Source organism: Burkholderia sp. AU16741 (assembly GCF_002223345.1).
In the GTDB taxonomy this organism is placed as follows: Bacteria; Pseudomonadota; Gammaproteobacteria; order Burkholderiales; family Burkholderiaceae; genus Burkholderia; species Burkholderia sola.
The window spans coordinates 49072-67772 of sequence record NZ_NKEZ01000007.1 but is presented as its reverse complement, the minus strand read 5'-3'; the positions used below and the strand labels follow the sequence as shown (position 1 = coordinate 67772).

Here is an 18701-nt window from a genome sequence, read left to right as displayed (position 1 = left end):
CCCGTCGTCATCGAATTCCCGGATGGCGACGGCGCCACCGCGACACTGCCCCACGTCGGTGACGGTGCCCTCGACTCGCGATAGAGGAATACGTCACGCAGAAGCGCCACGCAATCGTCATGCGCCACTGGTTGCTGGGCCGATCGATGCGGCCCGCACGGGATGGCGCATCGCGCGCCGCCTTTCCTGCCATCTGGTGCCATCGGCCCGACGCCGGCGCAAACCGCGTCCAGGCGCTAAAATCCGCCGCCTGGGCATCCACCACGAGCAAGCGTTTTGACGGCGTTCGAGCAGGGCTTCATCCTTACCCGCCACTGGCGGGACACCGCATCCGGCATCGAGATCGAGTTCTGGCTGGCAACCGAACACGGTCCGCGCCGCGTGCGGTTGCGCCCGCAGGAAGCGGTCGCGTTCATCCCGGCCGAACAGCAGGCGCTTGCCGAACGGACGCTGGCCGACGAGCGCGAAGCCGAGTTGCGCCCGCTCGCGCTGCGCGACTTCCGGCAGCGCCCGGTCGTCGGCCTCTATTGCAAGCGCTACCGCCATCTGTCCGGGCTCCAGAAGCGGCTCGCCGCCGCCGGTGTCGATGTCTACGAAGCCGACGTGCAGCCGCCCGACCGCTACGCGATGGAGCGCTTCATCACCGCATGCGTTCAGTTTCGCGGCCAGCCCGGCCGCGACGGCACGCTCACCGGCGGCGAGCTGAAGCCCGCAACCGGTTACCGCCCGACGCTGCGCTGCGTGTCGCTCGACATCGAAACCAGCGTTCACGGCGAGCTGTACTCGATCGCGCTCGAAGGCTGCGGACAACGTCAGGTCTACATGCTCGGCCCGCCGAACGGCGACGCAAGCGGCAGCGCAGCTCCCCTTGACTTCAACCTCGACTATTGCGACAGCCGCGCCGCCATGCTCGCGCGGCTCAACGACTGGTTCGACGCGCACGACCCCGACGCGGTGATCGGCTGGAACCTCGTGCAGTTCGACCTGCGCATCCTGCACGCGCACGCGGAGCAATTCGGCATCCCGCTGAAGCTCGGGCGCGGCGGCAGCGTGCTCGACTGGCGCGCGCACGGCCAGCAGCCCGATCACTTCTTCGCGGGCGCGGCCGGCCGGCTGATCCTCGACGGCATCGACATGCTGAAATCCGCGACGTGGACCTTCCCGTCGTTCAGCCTCGAATACGTGTCGCAATCGCTGCTCGGCGAAGGCAAGTCGATCGACAACCCGTACCAGCGGATGGACGAGATCCAGCGCCGCTTCGATCATGACAAGCCCGCGCTCGCGCGCTACAACCTGAAGGACTGCGAACTCGTCACGCGCATCTTCGACAAGGCCGACCTGCTCTCCTTCGCGCTCGAACGCGCAAGCGTCACGGGCCTCGCGGCCGATCGCACCGGCGGCTCGGTCGCGGCGTTCACGCACCTGTACCTGCCGCGCATGCACCGGCTCGGCTACGTCGCGCCGAACCTCGGCGACGTGACAGGGCAGAACAGCCCCGGCGGCTTCGTGATGGATTCGCGCCCCGGGCTGTACGACTCGGTGCTCGTGTTCGACTACAAGAGCCTCTATCCGTCGATCATCCGCACGTTCCTGATCGATCCGGTCGGCCTGATCGAGGGGCTCGCGCAGCCCGCCGACGACGCATCGGTGCCCGGCTTTCTCGGCGCGCGTTTCTCGCGCACCGCTCACTGCCTGCCCGACATCGTGCGCCGCGTGTGGGAAGGCCGCGACGACGCGAAGCGGCAGCGCAACGCGCCGCTGTCGCAGGCACTGAAGATCATCATGAATTCGTTTTACGGCGTGCTCGGTTCGACGGGCTGCCGCTTCTTCGACCCGCGCCTCGCGTCGTCGATCACGATGCGCGGCCACGAAATCATGCACCGCACGCGCCAACTGATCGAAGCTCAGGGTTACGAAGTGATTTACGGCGATACCGATTCGACGTTCGTTTGGCTCGGCCATGCGCATGACGACGACGAAGCCGGCGCCAAGGGTCGCGCGCTCGTCGAGCACGTGAATCGCTGGTGGCAAGTCCATCTGCGCGAGCAGTTCGGGCTCGACAGCGCGCTGGAGCTGCAATACGAGCGGCATTACCGCCGCTTCCTGATGCCGACCGTGCGCGGCGCGGAAGAAGGCAGCAAGAAGCGCTATGCGGGCCTCGCGGCGACGGCCGACGGCGGCGAGGATCTCGTGTTCAAGGGGCTCGAAACGGTACGCACCGACTGGACGCCGCTCGCGCAGCAGTTCCAGCGCGAGTTGTACCGGCGCGTGTTCAGGCGCGAGCCGTACCAGGATTTCATTCGCGACTACGTGCGTCGCACGCTGGCCGGCGAATTCGACGATCAGCTCGTCTACCGCAAGCGCGTGCGCCGGCCGCTGCGCGAATACGAACGCAACGTGCCGCCGCACGTGCGCGCGGCGCGGATCGCCGACGACTTCAATCACGCGCAGGGCCGGCCGCTGCAGTATCAGCGCGGCGGCTGGATCAGCTACGTGATGACGACGGCCGGCCCCGAGCCGCTGGAGACGATGCGCTCGCCGATCGACTACGCGTTCTACCTGAGCCGCCAGCTTCAGCCCGTCGCCGATGCGATCCTGCCGTTCCTGCGCGACGATTTCGAACGCGTGATCTCCGGGCAAGGGCAGCTGTTCGGCGACTGACGGACCCCACTCCGGGGGGCCCGGTTGCGCGTGCAACCGATTTCCTTCTAGCGGCGCGTCTCCCCTTGTTTCGCGATCGATTCATAGCGACATCGATCGGCATTCGTACACGCCCGCCCGCCGCACGATAAGCAACACCCATTTCCCCGGCCTGACATCGGACTCGGACACCGCGCGCTTCCGGCTGCCGTCTCTGTCCGCGTCGCGCGCATCAGGAGTGGTCAATGCGGGTAGCGCCGTCGCAGCACGTGCCGATGCACGATCCCAGCGGCATGCGCCCTTGCGCGCGCTCTCGCATTCTCGAACACAGCCCGCCAGGAATCGCCGTTTATCCGGTCGTTCAGGTTCCTAAATTCCGCGCCGCCTCGCAGGCATCCGGCTAAAATACCGGCCTGCCGCGCGTCCTGCCGCGGCCGGAGGACACTCATCATGACCGCACGTCGCGGTGCCGCGGTCGCCATCGCACCCGGCCACGAGACAGCCAGCCTGTCGAAAGCCCAGCAAACGTTCAATACGCTCGTCAAGCAGATCGAAAAGCGCCGCGAGCGGCTCGGCGCGTGGGACGCCGTGATGCCGGCGTTCCAGAAGAAGTTCGTCGACGGCCTGCTGCCGCTCGAACAGGCGTCGACGGCGTTGCGAATCCAGTTGCTCAACCTGCTCGACGACGCGTTCTTGCAGAAAGGTCTGAGCAAAGCCGAACAACGCACGCTATCCGCGCTGATCGCCGACATGGCGCGCGACTTGCTCGGCGTCAGCGACGACGCGACGTTGAAAATCATCTACAACCGGCACTGCCTGTCCGATGACAACGACCGCGCAGCGGCCGCCCCCGCACGGACGAAGCCGGAACCGGAAGCGGATCCCGCACCCGCCGCCGAACCGGCGGACGATCTCGACGCGCTGTCGCCCGACGAACTCGCCGCGCGCATGCAGGCCGAACTCGACGAACAGTTCAAGCGCGACATGGCCGCCCACGAGGCCCGCGAAGCACAGCGCGCGAAGCGCAAGAAGGCGCCCCGGCAATCGGCCGCGCAGGCGCGACGCGAAGCCGAGCAGGCCGAATCGAGCAAGTCGCTTCGCGACGTCTATCGCAAGCTCGCCAGCGCGCTGCATCCCGATCGCGAAACCGATCCCGAGGAACAGGCGCGCAAGACCGTGCTGATGCAACGCGTCAACCACGCGTATGCGAAAGGCAACCTCCTGCACCTGCTGGAGCTGCAACTGGAGATCGAACAGATCGACCGGCGCGCGATCGACGGCCTGAGCGAGGCGCGGCTGACGCACTACAACGGCATCCTGGAGGAACAGCTCCGCGAGCTCGACCGGGAGATCGTGCACGTCGAGAACGATTTCAGGCGAACGTACGGCATCGCGTCGTCGACCAAGATCGCGCCCGATACGGTGATGCGCATGCTGACGCGGGACATTGCCGGCATGCAGCGCAGCAACCACGATCTGACCGTCGCACTGCGCGAGTTCGACGATCCGGACAAGGTCCGGGACTGGCTGAAGGACCTGAAGCGCCGGCCCGCCGCATCCTGCTTCGACGACGAGCCGTTCTGACGAAACGGTGGCACGCACGTGCGCGCCGCCGCCGTGCCCGTTCACACGGCGCGCATCACGCGCGGTGCCGCGAGGCCGGCCCCGTTTCGCCGGTCGGGTTGAACACGCGGTCGATCCGCGCGAGAAACGACGAGAACGTGAAATCCGACCACTGCCGCGGGCGGGCAGCTCACGCCCGGCCGCCAATACAACGTGCCGTTCGAGAGGGTGTCGCTGACCTACGGCTCGAACCCGTGGGCCGGCCCGCAGGCCCCATCCTTCAACCTGTTCAAGCCCGAACAGACGATGCTCGCGCCCGCGCGCACCCGCAACATGATCCAGCGCTGGACGGAGCACGCGCAGACAGAGGGCGGCGCAGCGCGCGGGAATGCCGACGGCCTTGCGTCCACGCCGGCGGATATCGACGCTGCGTGACGTGACACGCATGCAGTGACGCGGCTGCATCGCGCCGCGACCGGCGTCGTTACGCGAGCTTGTGTACGTCGGTATCGACTTCCGCATGCAGCAACAGCACCGCGTCGCGCTTTTCCAGCAGATGCCGCCGCAGGATCGCCGCGAGCGCCTTGCCGTCGCGCGCGTCGAGCGCCTTGATCATCTCCTCGTGGTCGTGCACCGCGCGATCCCACTTCTCGACGTGCTGGTTCGAACGGAACCGCATCGACATGATCCGCCGGTTGATCGACTGGTACGTCGCGCGCAGCGCCGAGTTGCGCGCGGCCTCGTTGATGCGGTCGTGGATTTCCTGGTTTCGGCTGTAGTAGCCGGGCAGGTCGTTCTGCATCCGGCACGCGAGCATCGAGTAATGCAGCGCCTTGATCTCGGCGAGTTCGGCCGGCGTGATGCGTTCGCACGCCAGTTCGCCTGAAAACGCCTCCAGCCCCGACATCAGTTCGAACGTCTCGCGGATCTCCGATTCCGTCATCCGGTACACGCTCGCGCCGCGGTTCGGCGACAGCACCAGCAGCCCCTCGGCCGCCAGCACCTTGAACGCCTCGCGCAGCGGCGTGCGCGAGATGCCGAGCGTCTCGCACAGCTCGCGCTCGTTCAGCCGCATGCCAGGCGTCAGCACGCCCTCGACGATGAACTTGCGCAAATGCTCGACAACCGTGTCGTGCAACCGTTGCCGCTCCAGTTTCGGCAGTGCCGGCGCGCCGCCGGCATGCTCCAGATCATTCATATCTTGCATGCAAAGTCCTTCCTTCTTGCTTCCCGCGATTCTACTGCAAGTGGCCCGACCCGAATATCGCATGGCTAATGTCGGGTAAACACCGGCATCTTCGGCGAAATCAACGCTTGGTTCCATCGGGATCGCTCTGCTAAAGTATTTTGCATGCAAAATTCAAAATACAACCACGGAGATAGAATGACCATGCTGCAACTCGACTTCCACCCGTCCGGCCGCCACTTCCTGCAGATTCCGGGGCCGAGCCCGGTGCCGGACCGCATCCTGCGGGCGATGAGCTATCCGACCATCGATCACCGCGGCCCCGAATTCGGCGCGCTCGGCCTCAGGGTGCTGGCCGGCATCAAGCAGATCTTCAAGACCACGCAGCCGGTGGTCATCTATCCGGCGTCCGGCACCGGCGCGTGGGAAGCCGCGCTGACCAACACGCTGAGCGCGGGCGACACGGTGCTGATGTACGAGACCGGCCACTTCGCGACGCTGTGGAAGAAGATGGCCGAGGCGCTCGGCCTGAAGCCCGAGTTCCTCGGCCTGCCGGGCATCGAAGGCTGGCGCCGCGGCGTGCAGCCGGACTTGGTCGAAGCGCGCCTGCGCGCCGATACCGCGCACGTCATCAAGGCTGTGTGCGTGGTGCACAACGAGACGTCCACCGGCGTCACGTCCGACATCGCGGCCGTGCGCCGCGCGATCGACGCGGCCGGCCACCCGGCGCTGCTGATGGTCGACACGATCTCGGGGCTCGCGTCCGCCGACTACCGCCATGACGAATGGGGCGTCGACGTGACGGTGTCGGGTTCGCAGAAAGGGCTGATGCTGCCGCCGGGCATCAGCTTCAACGCGGTGTCGGCCAAGGCGCTCGCGGCGAGCGAGCACGCCACGCTGCCGCGCGCGTTCTGGGGCTGGCACGAGATCATCGAGGCAAACCGGAACGGCTACTGGCCGTACACGCCGAACACCAACCTGCTGTACGGGCTCGCCGAAGCGCTCGACATGATCCTCGGCGAAGGGCTCGACAACGTGTTCGCGCGCCACCAGCGGCTCGCCGAGGCGACGCGCCGCGCGGTGCGCGCGTGGGGCCTCGAGATCCAGTGCGCGGACCCGGCCGTCTACAGTCCGGTGCTGACCGGCGTGATGATGCCCGACGGCGTCGACGCGGACGCCGTGCGCAAGCTGATTTACGAACGCTTCGACATGTCGCTCGGGCAGGCGCTCGGCAAGATGCGCGGCCGGATGTTCCGCATCGGCCATCTCGGCGACTGCAACGACCTCACGCTGATGGCGACGCTCGCCGGCTGCGAGATGGGGCTGAAGCTCGCCGGCGTGCCGGTTGCCGCGAGCGGCGTCGTCGCGGCGATGGACGCGCTCGGAACGCACAGCCACACGCCCGCGCTGCGCGCGGCGGCCTGACCACAGGTGCCCGCGGCGCATCGCGGGCGCTCCGCTCGTTCCCCTTTGCGGCCCCGCACGACGCGCGGCCGCGCTGCATCGGCACGCAACCGGCCCCAGAGCCGGCGCCGCGGCAGCGGCAAGCCAGACAACATCAAGGAGACGCACCATGAAGCTGTTCCGGGCGACCAGCATCGTGCTGGTGATGCTATGCGTGATGTACTTCATCACGTACCTCGATCGCGTGAACGTGAGCACGGCGGCGGCCGGGTTCGGCCGGGAATTCGGGCTGAACAGGACGGAGATCGGCCTGGTGTTCTCCGCGTTCGCGTATCCGTACCTCGTGTTCCAGATCATCGGCGGCTGGGTCAGCGACCGCTTCGGCGCGCGCCGCACGCTGCTCGCGTGCGGGCTGCTGTGGGCCGTCGCGACGCTGCTCACCGGGATGGCCGGCGGCCTCGCATCGCTGCTCGCCGCACGGCTGCTGCTCGGGCTCGGCGAAGGCGCGACGTTCCCGGCGGCCACGTCGGCGATGGCGCGCTGGGTACCGCGCGAGAAACGCGGCTTCGCGCAGGGCATCACGCATGCGTTCTCGCGGATCGGCAACGCGGTCGCGCCGGCCGCCGTCGTCGCAGTGATGGCCGTGTACGGATGGCGCGAATCGTTCTACATCTGCGGCGTGATCAGCATCGTGTGGGTCGCGGTCTGGGCGCTCGTCTACACCGAACATCCGAAGGATCATCCGCGCATCACGCAGGCCGAACTCGATGCGCTGCCGCCGCCGAAGCAAAAGCCCGCGACCGTGCCGTGGGGGCCGCTGTTTCGCCGGATGATGCCGGTAACGATCGTCTACTTCTGCTACGGCTGGACGCTGTGGCTGTTCCTGAGCTGGATTCCGCAGTACTTCCTGCACAGCTACGACCTCGACCTGAAGAAATCGGCCGTGTTCGCGTCCGCGGTGTTCTTCGCGGGCGTGGTCGGCGACACGCTCGGCGGCCTCGTCACCGATCGCATCTATGCGCGCACCGGCAGCCTCAAGCGCGCGCGCAGCTGGATGGTGTCGGTATGCATGCTGCTCACGTTGCTGTCGCTGTTGCCGCTGCTGTTCACGCATCACCTGTACGTGTCGATGGCGTGCCTCGCGTCCGGCTTCTTCTTCGCCGAGATGACGATCGGCCCGATGTGGGCCGTGCCGATGGACATCGCGCCGGAATACTCGGGCACCGCGAGCGGGATGATGAATTCCGGCTCCGCGCTCGCGGCGATCCTGTCGCCGGTGATCTCCGGCTTCGTGATCGACCGCTTCGGCAACTGGGAGCTGCCGTTCATCGGCAGCATGGTGCTGATGGGCGTCGGCGTGCTGCTCGCGTTCCGCATGCAGCCGGAAAGCCGCTTCGCCGATGCGCCCGCCGAACGCCCGGCCGCCAATCGTTCGCCGGCCTGACGCCAACCGGGCGCTGCCGCCGGCGCCCGCCTTTTCTTCCGCTACCGACGATGACCCAAGCTACCCACGATCTCGCCGCCCGGCTCGTTGCCGGCTGGCACCAAGGCATCGCGTTCGCCGCGCTGCCGCCCGAACTCGTCCCCGCCAGCGCCGACGCCGCGTATGCGGTGCAGGCGCACGTGCTCGCCGCACGCCATGCCGCGATCGGCGCGTGGAAGGTCGGCGCGAAGCAACCCGACGGCCCGATCCAGGGCGCGCCGCTGCCGGACGACTGCCGGCATGCGAGCGGCGTCACGCTGCCGCGCGGCGCGTTCCGGCCGCTCGGGCTCGAACTGGAGATCGCGTTCCGCTTCGGCCGCGACTTCGCGCCGCGCGCCGCCGCGTATGCCGACGACGACGTGTTCGACGGTATCTCGCAGATGGGCGCCGCGATCGAGATCGTCGCGAGCCGCTTCCGCGAATGGCCGGACGTCGCCCCCGCCGCGCAACTCGCCGACCTGCAGAATCACGGCGCGCTCGTGCTCGGCGAGATGACCGGCTATCGCGCGGATTTCCCGTTCGTCGCACCGGCTCCCGCTTTCACGTTCGACGGGCGCGACATCGCCGAGGCCGCGACGGGCGCCAACCCCGCGGGCGATCCGCGCCGCCTGCTGCCGTGGCTCGTGAATCACGCGTCGCGGCGCGGGATCGCGCTGCCGGCCGGCACCGTCGTCACGACCGGCTCGTACACGGGAATGTTTTTCCCGCGGACCGCGGGCACGGCCGTCGGCCGCATGCCGGGGCTGCCGCCCGTCAGCGTCACGCTCGCGTGAGCGTCGCCCGTTCCGTTCTCCCCGATACCGACCGCCACCATGACATCCGCCATCACGCCCTCGCTGGTTCGCCCCATCCATCTCGTGCCGTCGCAAGGTGCCGCGCTGTCGCCGCTGTTCGAGCGGCTGCGCACGGCCATGCGCGGCGACGTCCACGCCGATCGCGCGAGCCGCGGCCGCTATGCGACCGACGCGTCGATCTACCAGATCATGCCGCTCGGCGTGGTCGTGCCGCGCGACCAGGACGATCTGCGCGTCGCGCTCGACATCGCGCGCGACCGCCAGATCCCCGTGCTCGCACGCGGCGCCGGTACGAGCCAGTGCGGGCAGACGGTCGGCGAGGCGCTCGTGGTCGACAACAGCAAATGGCTGAACCGGATCGTCGAATTCGATGCGCACGCGCGCACCGTCACCGTCGAACCGGGCATCGTGCTCGACCACCTGAACGCATGGCTGAAGCCGCACGGGCTGTGGTTTCCGGTCGACGTGTCGACCGGCGCGCAATGCACGATCGGCGGGATGGCCGGCAACAACTCGTGCGGATCGCGTTCGATCGAGTACGGCAACATGGTGCACAACGTGCTCGCGATCGACGCGATCCTTGCGGACGGCAGCGAATGCCGGTTCGGATCGCTCGCGCAGCCCGTCACCGACCGCCGCACGCTCGACCTGCTGCACGGCGTCGAACGGATCGCGACACGCGAGCGCGACGAGCTCGCGGAGCGCGTGCCGAAGGTGCTGCGCCGCGTGGCCGGCTACAACCTCGACCTGTTCGACTGCCAGAACCCGCGCGCGTACACCGACGACGGCCACGCGAATCTCGCCCACCTGCTCGTCGGCTCGGAAGGCACGCTCGCGTACAGCCGGCAGATCACGCTGAAGCTCGCGCCGCTGCCCGCGCACAAGACGCTCGGCGTCGTGAACTTCCCGACCTTCTACCAGGCGATGGACACCGCGCAGCACATCGTGAAGCTCGAGCCGGTGGCCGTCGAGCTCGTCGACCGCACGATGATCGACCTGTCGATGGAGAACCCGGCGTTCCGGCCGGTGATCGAGCAGGCGCTGGTCGGACAGCCGCAGGCGATCCTGCTCGTCGAGTTCGCGGGCGAATCGCGCGACGCGCAACTGGCGCAACTCGACCGGCTCGCCGAACTGATGGCCGATCTCGGGCTGCCCGGCAGCGTCGTGAAGATGACCGAGGCCGGCGCACAGAAGGCGCTGTGGGACGTGCGCAAGGCCGGGCTGAACATCATGATGAGCATGAAGGGCGACGGCAAGCCGGTGTCGTTCATCGAGGATTGCGCGGTGCCGCTCGAACATCTCGCCGAATACACGCGCCGCCTCACCGACGTGTTCCACAAGCACGAAACCGAAGGCACGTGGTATGCGCATGCCAGCGTCGGCACGCTGCACGTGCGGCCGATCCTCGACATGCGGCGCGACGGCGCGACGCGCATGCGCGCGATCGCCGAGGAAGCGGCGGCGCTCGTGCGCGAGTACAAGGGCGCGTATTCGGGCGAACACGGCGACGGGCTGTGCCGCGGCGAATGGATCGCATGGCAGTACGGCCCGCGCCTGAATGCGGCGTTCGCGGAGATCAAGGCGCTGTTCGATCCCGACAACCGCTTCAACCCCGACAAGATCGTCAATCCGCCGCGCATGGATGCGCGCGAAAACTTCCGCTTCGCGCCCGGCTATGCCGCGCGGCCGCTGCAGCCCGCGCTCGACTGGTCGGCCTGGAACGTCACGCGCAACCCGCTGACCGGCGACGAAACCGCGCCCGGCACGGGTGCCGACGTCACGCACGGGCTCGCGTCGGCGGTCGAGATGTGCAACAACAACGGCCACTGCCGCAAGTTCGACGCGGGCACGATGTGCCCGAGCTACCGCGTGACGCGCGACGAACAGCACGTGACGCGCGGCCGCGCGAACACATTGCGGCTCGCGGTGACGGGGCAACTCGGCGCCGACGGCCTCGCCGGCGACGACGTGAAGGCCGCGCTCGACCTGTGCGTATCGTGCAAGGGCTGCAAGCGCGATTGCCCGACCGGCGTCGACATGGCGCGTTTCAAGATCGAAGCGCGGCACGCATGGAGCCGCAAGCACGGCACGTCCTTGCGCGAACGGCTCGTCGCGTATCTGCCGCGTTACGCACCATGGGCGTCGAGGATGCACGGCGCGATCGCATTCGCGAACGGCGTGCCGATCGTCGCGTCGGCGCTGAAACGATGGATCGGGCTGGCGCCGCAGCGCGCATTGCCGGCGTTTGCGCGGCCGTTTCTGGCGGATGCGGCGACGCATGCGGGTGCCGGCACGTCGCCCCGTGAAGTGCTGCTCTTCGTCGATACGTTCAGCAACTACCAGGAACCGGACAACGCACGCGCCGCGCAAGCGGTGCTCGAAGCGGCCGGCTACACCGTGCACTTCAACGTGCGCGCGGGCGAGCGGCCGCTGTGCTGCGGCCGCACGTTCCTCGCGGCCGGGCTCGTCGACGAAGCGAAGGCCGAGGCCAAGCGCACGCTCGATACGTTGCGGCCGTACCTCGAACGCGGCGCCGCGATCGTGGGGCTGGAGCCGTCGTGCCTGCTGTCGATGCGCGACGAGTTTCTTGCCTATGGTTACGGTGACGAAGCGGCGCGACTCGCGAGCCACGCGTTCCTGTTCGAGGAATTTCTCGTCCGCGAGCAGGCAGCCGGCCGGTTGTCGCTACGGCTGCGCGAACTCGACGGAACCGCCGAGGCGCTGGTGCACGGCCACTGCCATCAGAAGGCGTTCGGCGCCTTCACGCCGGTGCAGACCGTGCTGCGCTGGATTCCGGGGCTCAAGGTGTCGCCGGTCGAATCGTCGTGCTGCGGGATGGCCGGCAGCTTCGGTTACGAAGCCGAGCATTACGACGCATCGCAGGCGATGGCCGAGCTGTCGCTGTTGCCGGCCGTGCGGGCGCGGGCCGAAGGTGCGATCGTCGTCGCGGACGGCACGAGTTGCCGGCATCAGATTCACGATGGCGCACAGACGCAGGCCGTACATGTGGCGCGCGTGCTGGCGCAGGCGCTGCAATGCTGACGACGCCATCGCCGCGCGGCTTCACCGCCCCTCCCCCATCCCGCCCATCAACGCCATCAACTGCCCGCGCAACCACTGGCTGCCCTGATCCTGATCGGCGCTGCGATGCCAGTAGCAGAAGTAATCGAGCCCCGGCATCTCGAACGGCAGTTCGAGAATCCGCGCCGGATAGCGCTGCAGCAGCCGCAGCGGCGCGGTGAGCGCGAGATCGCCGCGCATCGCGATCAGCGGCGCGACCATGTAGTGCTGCACGCGCATCTGGATGTTGCGGCGCAGCCCGAGCCGCGTCAGTTCCGCATCGACGTGCCCGCTGCCCTTGCGGCGGCTCGATACGTGAATGTGCCCCATCGACAGGTAGTCGTCCATGGTCAGCGTGTCGCCCTTGAACGGATGATCGTCGCGGATCATGCACGCGTAGCGGTCCTGCACGAGCAGCGCCTGGTGCAGATGCGGATCGCCGATCAGCGGCGCGTCGATCGCGATGTCGACCGAGCCGTTCGCGAGCGCGGTCGCGACTTCACGGCGGTCCATCGTGTAGCTGCGCACGTGCATGCCGGGCGCATGCGTCTGCAGCAGTTCGCCGAGCGCCGGCAGCAGCAGCGCTTCGGTCAGGTCGCTCATGCTGAGCCGGAACACGCGCTCCGACGAAGCCGGATCGAACACGTCGCCTTCGTGCGCGCTCGAATCGAGCAGTTGCAGCGCCTCGCGCACGCGGCCGACGATGTTCTCGGCCATCGGCGTCGGCATCATCCCGGCCGGCGTGCTGACGAACAGCGGATCGTTCAGCGTCTTGCGCAGCCGCGCCAGCGCGTTGCTGACGGCCGGCTGCGTGAGGTTCAGCACCTCGGCCGCGCGCGTCAGGTTGCGCTTGTTGTAGATCGCCTCGAATACGACGAACAGGTTCAGATCAATCTTCGAAAGGCGCATCGCCGGATCTCCTTGCCGGCATCTTAATACGGCGTGCGCCTCCCGTTCGTCCACCTCATGCTCCCGGGAGGGGAGCCTCTCAACCGCGCGGCGGCGGCGTCAGGTACGGTGCGGTCGAACCGGGTTCGCCGTCCTTGATCTCCATCCGCGCGATCGCCTGCAGGTGCACCTCGTCCGGGCCGTCGGCGAAGCGCAGCGCGCGGCCCCAGGTCCACAGGTCGGCCAGCGGCGTATCGGGGCTCAACCCGGCCGCGCCGAACACCTGCATCGCGCGATCGCACACGTCCGTATAAACGGTCGGCACGAGCGCCTTGATCATCGAAATCTCCTTGCGCGCGGCCTTCCCGCCGACCTTGTCGATCATCCACGCGGCCTTCAGCACCAGCAGGCGCGCCTGGTCGATCTCGATGCGCGACCGCGCGATCCATTCGCCGACGGTGCCGTGCCGGTTCAGCGGCTTGCCGAACGCGACGCGCGACTGCGCGCGGTCGACCATCAGTTCCAGCGCCAGCTCGGCCGCGCCGATCGACCGCATGCAGTGGTGGATGCGGCCCGGCCCGAGGCGCGCCTGCGCGAGCGCGAAGCCGCTGCCTTCCTCGCCGAGCAGGTTGCGCGCCGGCACGCGCACGTCGTCGAACGTGATCTCGCAGTGCCCTTCCGGCGCGTAGTGATTGACCACCGTGATGTTGCGCACGACCGTCACGCCCGGCGTGTCGCGCGGCACGAGGATCATGCTCTGCTGCTGATGCGACTCGGCCGCGGGATCGGTCTTGCCCATCACGATGAAGATCTTGCAGTTCGGATGCGCGGCGTTCGTGATGAACCACTTGCGGCCGTTGATCACGTATTCGTCGCCCACGCGCTCGATGCGCGTCGTGATGTTGGTCGCATCCGACGACGCGACGTCGGGCTCCGTCATCGCGAACGCCGAGCGGATTTCCCCGCGCAGCAGCGGCAGCAGCCATTGTTCGCGTTGCTCCGGCGTCGCGAACATGTGCAGCAGCTCCATGTTGCCGGTGTCCGGCGCATTGCAGTTGAACACTTCCGACGCCCAGCTCACGCGCCCCATGATCTCGGCGAGCGGCGCGTATTCGAGGTTCGTCAGGCCCGTGCCCGGCTCGTCGTCCTTCAGGTGCGGCAGGAACAGGTTCCACAGCCCTTCCGCCTTCGCGCGTTCCTTCAGTTCCTCCATGAACGACACCGGATACTGCCCCGCGTGCACTTCGTCGTTCCACTGGCGGATGCGCGGCACGATGTGCGCGTCCATGAAGGCGCTCACGCGTTCGCGCAGCGCTTCCACTTTCGGGGTGTAGCCAAAGTCCATGATCGATTCCTCGAGATTTTCGTGTTTCGGTTCGTTCGGTTCGGTTCAGAAGGCCGAGACGCCGCCGTCGACGGCGACGGCCTGCCCGGTCAGGTAACTGTTGTCCTTCGCGCACAGCATCAGCATCGTCGCGACGATTTCGTCGGGGCGGCCGAGCCGCTTCATCGGCGAGCCCTGCGCCAGAAAATCCTGGCGCTCGCCGATCTCGCTGTCGGTGACCATCGGCGTCGTGCTGTAGAACGGGCACACCGCGTTCACGCGGATGCCGTGGCGCGCGTATTCGAGCGCGGCCGTCTTCGTGAGCCCGACTACCGCATGTTTCGACGCCGCATACGCGGCCAGTTTCGGCGCGCCGCCGAGCCCGGCCATCGACGCGACGTTCAGGATCACGCCTTCGCGCTGCGCGAGCATCTGACGGATCTGGTGCTTCATCCCGAAGAACACGCCCTTCGCGTTCACCGCGAAGCTCAGGTCGAGATCGGCTTCGTCGGTGTCGATCAGCGCCTTCATCGGCGGCGCGATGCCCGCGTTGTTGATGCCGACGTCGAGCCGCCCGAAACGCGCGACGGCTTCATGCACCAGTGAAGCGACGTCCGTTTCGACGCGCACGTCGCAGCGCTGCGCAATCACGTCCGCGCCGGCCGCGCGCAGCGGCGCGGCGACGCGTTCGAGCGCGTCGCCGTTCAGGTCGCCCAGCGCGAGCCGCGCGCCCATCGCGGCGAGTTCGCTCGCGAGCAGCGCGCCGAAGCCGCTCGCGGCGCCGGTGATCATCACGGCCTGGCCGGCGTAGCTGGCGAGTTTCATCGCGTGCTCAGATCGTCAGGCCGCCGTCGACGACGATGCATTCGCCGTTGGTATAGCTCGCCGCGTCCGACACGAGATACAGCACGGTGCCCGCCATTTCGCGCGGCTCCGCATGGCGGCGCAGCGGGATCTTCGCCTTCCACGTCTCGTAGATGTCTTTGTCGGCGAACAGCGCGCCGGCGAATTTCGTCTTCGTGAGGCCCGGCAGCAGCGCATTCACGCGGATGCCGAGCGGCCCGCATTCCTTCGCGAACGCCTTCGTCATGTTGACGACGGCCGCCTTCGTGATCGAGTAGATGCCTTGCCGGTCGCCCGGTTGCAGCGCATTCACCGACGCGGTGTTGACGATCGCGCCGGCGCCATGCGTCTTCATCAGCTTGCCGGCCTCGACCGACATGAAGAAGTAGCCGCGGATGTTCACGTCGACGGTCTTTTCATACGCGGCGAGATCCGTATCGAGGATGTGCCCGAAATACGGGTTCGCGGCCGCGTTGTTCACGAGGATGTCGAGGCGGCCGTGCTTGCCGCGGATGTGCTCGAACGTCGCGGCGATGTCCTCCAGGCGCCCGACGTGACACGCCAGCGCCTCGGCGCGGCCGCCCGCCGCGATGATTGCGTCCGCCACCGCCTGGCAGTCGTCGATCTTGCGGCTCGACACGATCACGTGCGCACCCTGCTCCGCGAGCAGCTTCGCGATTTCCTCGCCGATGCCGCGGCTTGCGCCCGTCACCAATGCGATCTTGCCCGTCAGGTCGAACAGATTCGTTGCCATGTTGCTGTGCTCCTCCATTGATTGTGTTGTCGTGCCGCCGCGTGGTGACCGCGGCGATTCGCGGCGAGGTCAGCGATGCGCGTCGATCACGCCGACGGCCAGTTCGGCCAGCCGGCCGGCCATTTCGCCGACGCGCAGCGCCTGCTCGCTCGATGCGTTGCCCTGCAACGCGCGCGCCTTCACGCCCTGCGCGATCGCCGCGAGCCGGAAGAAACTGAAGGCGAGGTAGAAATGCCAGTCGCGGATCGGCGCGATGCCGCGCAGTTCGCAGTAGCGCGCGACGATCGCCGCTTCGTCGGGAATGCCGAGTGCGGCACGATCCTGGCCCGCGAGCCCGCGCACCTGGCCGCCGGACGGCAGCCGCAGGCACATGCAGAAGTACGCGAGATCGGCGAGCGGGTTGCCGAGCGTCGACAATTCCCAGTCGAGCACGGCCTGCACGCGGTAGCCGTCGCGCGCGAACATCAGGTTGTCGATCCGGAAATCGCCGTGCACGAGCGCCGGGCGGCCCGTGTCCTCGGGGCACGCCTTCGGCAGCCAGTCGATCAGCGCCTCCATCGCGTCGAGGCGACCGGTTTCGGCCGCGCGATACTGCTTCGTCCACACGCCGATCTGCCGCTCGAAGTAGTTGCCCGGGCGGCCGTAGTCGGCGAGGCCCACCGCGTCGACATCGACGTCGTGCAGCGCGGCCATCGTCTGCAGCAGCGCGTCGTAGCAGGTCGCGCGATCGGCCTTCGGCAGTTCCGGCAGCGCGGGATCCCAGAAGATCCGGCCATCCTCGAAGCTCATCACGTAGAACAGGCTGCCGATCACGTCGCGGTCTTCGCACAGGTGATACGGGTGCGCGACCGGCACCGCGGTACCCGACAGCGCGGCGAGCACGCGGAACTCGCGGTCGACCGCGTGCGCGGATTTCAGCAGTTCGCCCGGCGGCTGGCGGCGCAGCACGTAGCGGCCGCTTTTCGCATTCAGCAGGAAAGTCGGATTCGACTGGCCGCCGGCAAACTTCTCCGTGTCGACCGGGCCTTCGAAGCCCGGGACGTGCGTTTCCAGATAGCGCGTGAGGCGGGCTACGTCGAGTTGCTGGGAAGGGTTCGTCATCGTCGCGATCGTTCGTGGGTCAGCCGTAGGTTCGCAGCGCGTGTCGTTCGGGATCCTCCAGGTGCGGGATGCCGTTGAACGACGCGAGGTGGAACGCGTCGGCGTTGAAGAAAAACTGCGAAAGACTGCTGTTGCGGATCTGCAGATTCAGCGCGATCGCGCTCGACGGCGGCGCCGCGAGCACCTGCTGCACGGTGACCGCGATCGGGCCGCCGGAGCTCACCGCGAGCACGCGCTGGCCGCCGCCTGCGCGGATCGCCGCGCGCGCGTCGGCCACGCGCTGCTGGAAATGCGCCCAGGTTTCGGGTGCCGCCTCGCCGAGCTTGTCCTCGGTCCACAGTTGCAGCACCTGCCGGAGCGCGCGGAAATGCTCCTTCATCGAGCCGGCCGCGAGCCGCGCGATCTCCGGGTAGTCGCTGGCGGCCGCCGCGAACAGCCCGTGGAAATCGTATTCGTTCAGACCCGGATGGCGATCGACCGCGACGCCTTCGCCGCCCATCCCGCGCAGGATCGCGGCGACCGTCTGCGCATGGCGGTTCATCGTGCCGCAGATCACGCGGTCGAACGTCAGGCCCTGCCGCGTAAAGTATTCGCCGAGCCACACGCCCTGCTGGTCGCCCGCCGCGGAAAGCCGGTCGTAGTCGTCGGTGCCGAACGACGCCTGCCCATGCCGTACCAGAAAGAGTTCAGCCATTGCATGCCCGCCTGAGTGAAGGATTCAGCATAGCGAGCGGGCGGCCATTTTTAAAATTTATTTGTTGAATGAATCGGCATTCATGAGGTAAATGCCTCGCCCGCCTTCGCCGGCGGCGCAGGTTTGTCCGACTTATACTGCCCGATCCGCCCCCTTCACAGGAGTCCCGCCCATGTCGCATTCCCCGCCTAACGACCTGCCCCGCTATCGCCTGCTGACAGGCAAGGACGACGCCACGTTTTGCCACCGCGTATCGGACGCGCTGGCGCTCGGCTATCGCCTGTACGGATCGCCCGCCGCCACTTTCAACGGCGATCACGTGGTCGTCGCCCAGGCCCTGCTCTGGCCGGACGCCGCCGGCACGGACACCGGCGCGTAATCGCGGTCGCCCGCTTCCGAATCGTTCGATGCGGCCGCGGTGCCTTGCGGCGTGATCGGTCCCTCGTCGCGGCACGCGAATTGCGACAGCGCACACCGTGTCGAATAAATTCTGGAGGGATGCGATGCTCGGTACGATCCTCATCATCGTTCTGATTCTGCTGCTCATTGGAGCCTTTCCTGCATGGCCGCACAGCCGAAGCTGGGGCTACTGGCCATCGGGGAGCGTCGGGCTGATCGTCGTCATTGTCGTGATACTGGTGCTGCTCGGTCGCATCTGAGGATGGACGCGCGTGCCTGCGGTATGGGCACGCGCGTTCCGGTATCAGCACCGGGGTTTCCCTCACGACTTCTTTACAAACGCAAGCAACCCGCGCAACAAAGCACGGCAGTGCCTCCCCGATTCCTCTGCGCACATTTCGATAAAGCTGTTGGGCCGATACGCGTGCGCGACGTGCGAGCGCGCACTCCCGACCCGCCACAGCCTCTCGCCGATGCGCAAGCGCATCCTCCGTGAGCGATCCATAGCGTCCCAACATGTCGCCTCGTGTGAGGCCGCCCGTCGCGAGATCGTCGAGATTCTGACCGC

At 67.6% G+C, this 18701-nt stretch carries 16 protein-coding genes; 9 read left to right on the top strand and 7 right to left on the bottom strand.

What is annotated here, in order from left to right; all coding sequences use genetic code 11:
- The first annotated feature begins 276 nt into the window (after positions 1-276).
- The 3 genes from CFB89_RS17160 (at position 277) to CFB89_RS34940 (ending at position 4638) form a co-directional block, all read left to right on the top strand.
- The gene (locus CFB89_RS17160; protein ID WP_089468890.1) at positions 277-2661 is read left to right on the top strand and encodes a DNA polymerase II; all 2385 of its coding nucleotides are present in this window, start codon (positions 277-279) and stop codon (positions 2659-2661) included.
- A 429-nt stretch (positions 2662-3090) separates the two neighbouring features.
- On the top strand, positions 3091-4224 hold the full coding sequence (locus CFB89_RS17155) for a J domain-containing protein (protein WP_089468889.1): 1134 nt from the start codon (positions 3091-3093) through the stop codon (positions 4222-4224).
- Positions 4225-4431: 207 nt separating this feature from the next.
- A complete protein-coding gene (locus CFB89_RS34940; RefSeq protein WP_179233458.1) occupies positions 4432-4638 on the top strand; it encodes a hypothetical protein in 207 nt (68 codons plus the stop codon).
- Between the two features lie 49 nt (positions 4639-4687).
- On the opposite strand, the gene CFB89_RS17145 is transcribed toward CFB89_RS34940, so the two are convergent.
- Positions 4688-5410 carry a GntR family transcriptional regulator gene (locus CFB89_RS17145; RefSeq protein WP_089468887.1) on the bottom strand — a complete coding sequence of 241 codons (723 nt, stop codon included), beginning with the start codon at positions 5408-5410 and terminating at the stop codon, positions 4688-4690.
- Between the two features lie 183 nt (positions 5411-5593).
- Here CFB89_RS17145 and CFB89_RS17140 point away from each other — a divergent pair, with 183 nt between their 5' ends.
- The 4 genes from CFB89_RS17140 (at position 5594) to CFB89_RS17125 (ending at position 12112) form a co-directional block, all read left to right on the top strand.
- Entirely contained in the window at positions 5594-6814 is a 1221-nt protein-coding gene (locus tag CFB89_RS17140) for an alanine--glyoxylate aminotransferase family protein (RefSeq protein ID WP_089469409.1), read from the top strand.
- Positions 6815-6962: 148 nt separating this feature from the next.
- Positions 6963-8237, top strand: a complete 1275-nt coding sequence (locus CFB89_RS17135) for an MFS transporter (protein WP_089468886.1) — start codon at positions 6963-6965, stop codon at positions 8235-8237.
- Between the two features lie 50 nt (positions 8238-8287).
- Positions 8288-9049 (top strand): 2-keto-4-pentenoate hydratase, encoded by a 762-nt coding sequence (locus tag CFB89_RS17130; protein WP_089468885.1) that lies wholly within the window; start codon positions 8288-8290, stop codon positions 9047-9049.
- Between the two features lie 39 nt (positions 9050-9088).
- The gene (locus tag CFB89_RS17125; protein WP_089468884.1) at positions 9089-12112 is read left to right on the top strand and encodes an FAD-binding and (Fe-S)-binding domain-containing protein; all 3024 of its coding nucleotides are present in this window, start codon (positions 9089-9091) and stop codon (positions 12110-12112) included.
- Between the two features lie 21 nt (positions 12113-12133).
- On the opposite strand, the gene CFB89_RS17120 is transcribed toward CFB89_RS17125, so the two are convergent.
- The 6 genes from CFB89_RS17120 to CFB89_RS17095 all read right to left on the bottom strand — a co-directional run bounded on the left by CFB89_RS17120 (position 12134) and on the right by CFB89_RS17095 (position 17734).
- Positions 12134-13039, bottom strand: a complete 906-nt coding sequence (locus CFB89_RS17120) for a LysR family transcriptional regulator (RefSeq protein ID WP_089468883.1) — start codon at positions 13037-13039, stop codon at positions 12134-12136.
- 79 nt (positions 13040-13118) lie between these two features.
- Positions 13119-14363: an acyl-CoA dehydrogenase family protein gene (locus tag CFB89_RS17115; protein ID WP_089468882.1), complete on the bottom strand. Its 1245-nt coding sequence runs from the start codon at positions 14361-14363 to the stop codon at positions 13119-13121.
- A 45-nt stretch (positions 14364-14408) separates the two neighbouring features.
- Positions 14409-15167 (bottom strand): SDR family NAD(P)-dependent oxidoreductase, encoded by a 759-nt coding sequence (locus CFB89_RS17110; RefSeq protein ID WP_089468881.1) that lies wholly within the window; start codon positions 15165-15167, stop codon positions 14409-14411.
- A 7-nt stretch (positions 15168-15174) separates the two neighbouring features.
- Positions 15175-15939 (bottom strand): SDR family oxidoreductase, encoded by a 765-nt coding sequence (locus tag CFB89_RS17105; protein WP_089468880.1) that lies wholly within the window; start codon positions 15937-15939, stop codon positions 15175-15177.
- 69 nt (positions 15940-16008) lie between these two features.
- On the bottom strand, positions 16009-17040 hold the full coding sequence (locus CFB89_RS17100) for a phosphotransferase (protein WP_089468879.1): 1032 nt from the start codon (positions 17038-17040) through the stop codon (positions 16009-16011).
- A 19-nt stretch (positions 17041-17059) separates the two neighbouring features.
- Entirely contained in the window at positions 17060-17734 is a 675-nt protein-coding gene (locus tag CFB89_RS17095) for a histidine phosphatase family protein (RefSeq protein ID WP_089468878.1), read from the bottom strand.
- 172 nt (positions 17735-17906) lie between these two features.
- Here CFB89_RS17095 and CFB89_RS17090 point away from each other — a divergent pair, with 172 nt between their 5' ends.
- Positions 17907-18113 (top strand): DUF1737 domain-containing protein, encoded by a 207-nt coding sequence (locus CFB89_RS17090; protein WP_089468877.1) that lies wholly within the window; start codon positions 17907-17909, stop codon positions 18111-18113.
- 124 nt (positions 18114-18237) lie between these two features.
- Positions 18238-18393, top strand: a complete 156-nt coding sequence (locus tag CFB89_RS17085) for a DUF3309 family protein (RefSeq protein WP_011881216.1) — start codon at positions 18238-18240, stop codon at positions 18391-18393.
- The last annotated feature ends 308 nt before the right edge of the window (positions 18394-18701 follow it).